This window comes from Enterovirga sp. (assembly GCF_035325185.1).
Lineage (GTDB): Bacteria > Pseudomonadota > Alphaproteobacteria > Rhizobiales > Beijerinckiaceae > Enterovirga.
This window is the reverse complement of record NZ_DAOLAJ010000165.1, coordinates 1-3,374: the sequence shown is the minus strand read 5'-3', so window position 1 is coordinate 3,374 and position 3,374 is coordinate 1. Positions and strand designations below refer to the sequence as shown.

Annotated in this window: 4 protein-coding genes; 2 read left to right on the top strand and 2 right to left on the bottom strand. The window is 68.3% G+C overall.

Annotation, left to right across the window (positions count from 1 at the left end; genetic code table 11):
- Together radC and map are read right to left on the bottom strand one after the other, a co-directional pair.
- Nucleotides 1-582, bottom strand: a 582-nt coding sequence (gene radC, locus PKD06_RS18565) for a DNA repair protein RadC (RefSeq protein WP_324382757.1), incomplete at its 3' end; no start/stop codon positions are given.
- 2 nt (nt 583-584) lie between these two features.
- Complete coding sequence (gene map, locus PKD06_RS18560; protein ID WP_324382755.1) at nt 585-1,433, bottom strand: type I methionyl aminopeptidase; 849 nt, start codon at nt 1,431-1,433, stop codon at nt 585-587.
- 189 nt (nt 1,434-1,622) lie between these two features.
- On the opposite strand from map, the gene PKD06_RS18555 reads away from it, so the two are divergent.
- On the top strand, nt 1,623-2,384 hold the full coding sequence (locus PKD06_RS18555; RefSeq protein ID WP_324382753.1) for an FkbM family methyltransferase: 762 nt from the start codon (nt 1,623-1,625) through the stop codon (nt 2,382-2,384).
- 16 nt (nt 2,385-2,400) lie between these two features.
- Nucleotides 2,401-3,162, top strand: coding sequence for a molybdopterin-binding protein (locus PKD06_RS18550; RefSeq protein ID WP_324382751.1), 762 nt, complete (start codon nt 2,401-2,403; stop codon nt 3,160-3,162).
- Nucleotides 3,163-3,374 lie beyond the last annotated feature (212 nt).

Sequence of the window (3,374 nt, the reverse complement as noted above, 5' to 3'; positions counted from 1 at the left end):
GGGATGGTTATGCACGAGGATGACGGCGGTCGAGGACAGTTCCAGGGCGCGCCGGACGATCTCGCGCGGATAGACCGGGGTGTGGTCGACCGTACCCGTGCCCTGCACCTCGTCGGCGATCAGGGCGTTGCGCTTGTCGAGGAAGAGCACGCGGAAGCGCTCGGTCTCCGAGAAGGCCATCGCCGTGCGGCAATAATCCAGCACCGCGCTCCAGGAGGAGAGGACCGGCCGCTTGGCGACCGCGCCCCGCGCGAGGCGCCGCGCCGCCGCCTCGACGATCTTCAGGTCGAGGATCGCGCTCTCGCCGAGGCCGCCGGTCTCCCTCAGCCGCGCGGGCGGGGCGCCGAGCACCTCCGCGAAGGTGCCGAAGCGGCGGATGAGGTCCTTGGCCAGGGGCTTCACGTCCCGCCGCGGGATCGACCGGAACAGGACGAGTTCCAGCAGCTCGTAATCCGGCAGCGCCTCGCCTCCCGCCTCCTCGAACCGCGCCCGCAGCCGCTCCCGGTGGCCCAGGTAATGGGGAGCCTCGGCCTCGGGGAGCGAGGACCCGGCCTCGGGCGCCTTCGGCGGCCGTCCGGTCACCTTCAGAGGCTCGCGCCGCCGGTCTGTGGCGTCGCGTAGGGAGGCTTGTGGAGGCCCTTGGGAGACAGGGTGAAGATCTCGACGCCCGTCTCCGTCACCCCGACGCTGTGCTCGAACTGGGCGGAGAGGGAGCGGTCGCGCGTCACGGCCGTCCAGCCGTCGGAGAGCACCTTCACCTGCGGGCGGCCGAGATTGATCATCGGCTCGATGGTGAAGAACATGCCGGGGCGCAGGGGGACGTCGTAGCTCGGCTCGACGTAATGCAGGACGGTCGGCGCGTCGTGGAAGACGCGGCCGAGCCCGTGGCCGCAGAAGTCGCGGACCACGGAGCAGCGCTCGGCCTCCGCATAGGACTGGATGGCCGCGCCGATGGCGTTGGTCGTGCGCCCAGGCCGCACCGCATCGATGCCCCGCATGAGGGATTCGTACGTGATGTCGCACAGGCGCGCGGCTTTGCGCGGCACCTCGCCGACGAAATACATGCGGCTCGAATCGCCGTGCCAGCCGTCCAGGATCAGGGTCACGTCGATATTGACGATGTCCCCCTCGCGCAGCGGCTTCTCGACCGGCATCCCGTGGCAGACGACGTGGTTGATCGAGGTGCAGATGGAATAGGGATAGCCGCGATAGAGCAGCGTCGCGGAATAGGCGCCGTGGTCGCGCGCGAAATCGGCGATGAGCCGGTCTAGGGCTGCGGTGGTCACCCCGGGCCGCACATGATCGACGAGGAGGTCGAGCGCCTCGGCCGTCAGCCGTCCCGCCCGGCGCATGCCTTCGAAGGCGTCCGGCCCGTGGATCGGCGCCTCGCCGCTGCGCCGTCCGCCGGCCTCGATGGTTCCGCTCTCGTTCATCGGTCAGGTCACAAGGTTGCTTCGCCCGCCTTCCGGGGTTGCGGGGCCGGGTGGGTGATGCGAAGAGGCTGCCCGCGATGTGGCAGGACTGGACGCCCAGCACAAGGCATGGATCCGGCGCAAGGCATGGATGAAGTAGAGCCGTTCGGCACATATGCCCCCAGGGGCTTTCTCAGGCGGCTGGTCGAGATGACCCGCTCTTTCCCGGATACATGGCTCGGGCGGCGCGGCGTCATCCTGCTGCGGCGCCCGGCCATGGCGATGCTCGGCGGCCGGCCCGCCGACGTGGAGGCGCTCGGCGTGCATGTCCGGGTGCGTCCCGACAACAACATCTGCGAGAAGCGGCTGCTCTTCGCCCCGGCGAGCTTCGATGCGGTCGAGCTTTCGATCCTGGAGAAGCACATCCGGCCGGGCTTCATCTTCCTCGACGTCGGCGCGAATGTCGGAGCATATGCGCTCTTCGCCGCGGCGCGGGCGGATGCGACCTCCCGCATCCTCGCCATCGAGCCGCAGCCCTCGATGTACGATCGGCTGGTCGCCAATATCCAGCTCAACGACTTCCCGACGATCAAGGCGATGGAATGCGCGGTGGCGGACCGCACCGGCGATCTCACGCTGTTCATCGACGTCAAGAACAGCGGCGAATCGAGCGTCAAGATCGTGGCGGTCGGGGGCGCCGAGCCGATCAAGGTCGCGGCCAAGCGCCTTCTCGACATCGTGCGGGAGGAGGGCTTTCCCCGCCTCGACGCGGTCAAGCTCGACGTCGAAGGAGCCGAGGATCTCATCCTCGATCCCTTCTTCGCCGATGCGCCGGAATCCCTCTATCCCGGCCTCCTCATCGTGGAGAACGGGACCGGACGCTGGCAGATCGACCTCGTGGATCTTCTGGACCGGCACGGCTATCGCAAGGTTGCCGAGACGCGCCTCAACCTCGTCTTCGAGCGGGGCTGAGAGAAAGGGCGACGCGATGACGGACGGGGCGGGCGAGGTGGTCACCGCGGTCACCGCGGCCCTGCTGGTGGTCGGGGACGAGATCCTCTCCGGGCGCACCAAGGACAAGAATATCGGCCATGTCGCCGAGAACCTGACGCTGGCCGGCATCGACCTGCGCGAGGTGCGGATCGTGCCGGATGTCGAGGAGGAGATCGTCGCCGCCGTGAACGCGCTGCGCGCGCGCTATACCTATGTCTTCACGACGGGGGGCATCGGGCCGACCCATGACGACATCACGGCCGATTGCGTGGCGAAGGCTTTCGGCGTGCCGATCGCCGTCGACGAGCGGGCGGTGGCGATGATGCTCGAGCGCCACAAGCGCGAGGATCTCAACGAGGCGCGCCTGCGCATGGCCCGCATTCCGAAAGGAGCTTCCCTCGTCGACAATCCGATCTCGCGGGCGCCGGGCTTCCGGCTGGAAAACGTCGTCGTGATGGCGGGGGTGCCGGCCATCATGCAGGCCATGCTCGACAACGTGCTGCCGACGCTGACGAAGGGGATTCCCGTCACCTCGCAGACGATCGACGCGAGCGGGGTGCCGGAGGGCCTCTATGCGGCCGGCCTCCAGACCATCGCCGCGCGCCATCCCTCGCTCTCGATCGGGTCCTATCCCTCCTTCGGCCCCTCCGGCTTCACCAACCAGATCGTCGTGCGCGGGCGCGACCTCGACGCCGTCGCGCGCGCCCGGGCCGAGATCGGTGCGCATATCGAGGAATTGCGGGCGAGGAAGGCCTAACCGGCCTCTCTCTTCCGGGATCCCCCCGCGCTTGCATTCCGCCCCGCAGGCACTATGGGATGTCCCCGCCGGAGAGGCTTGGGCGGCGCCCTGGACCCGTCCGGCAATGATGCGGGCGTGGCGGAACTGGTAGACGCAGCGGGCTCAAAAAGAGATTTGTCTACCAATCCACAGGAAAACACGACGAGTTGAAAACGTCAGATTTTCAGGGG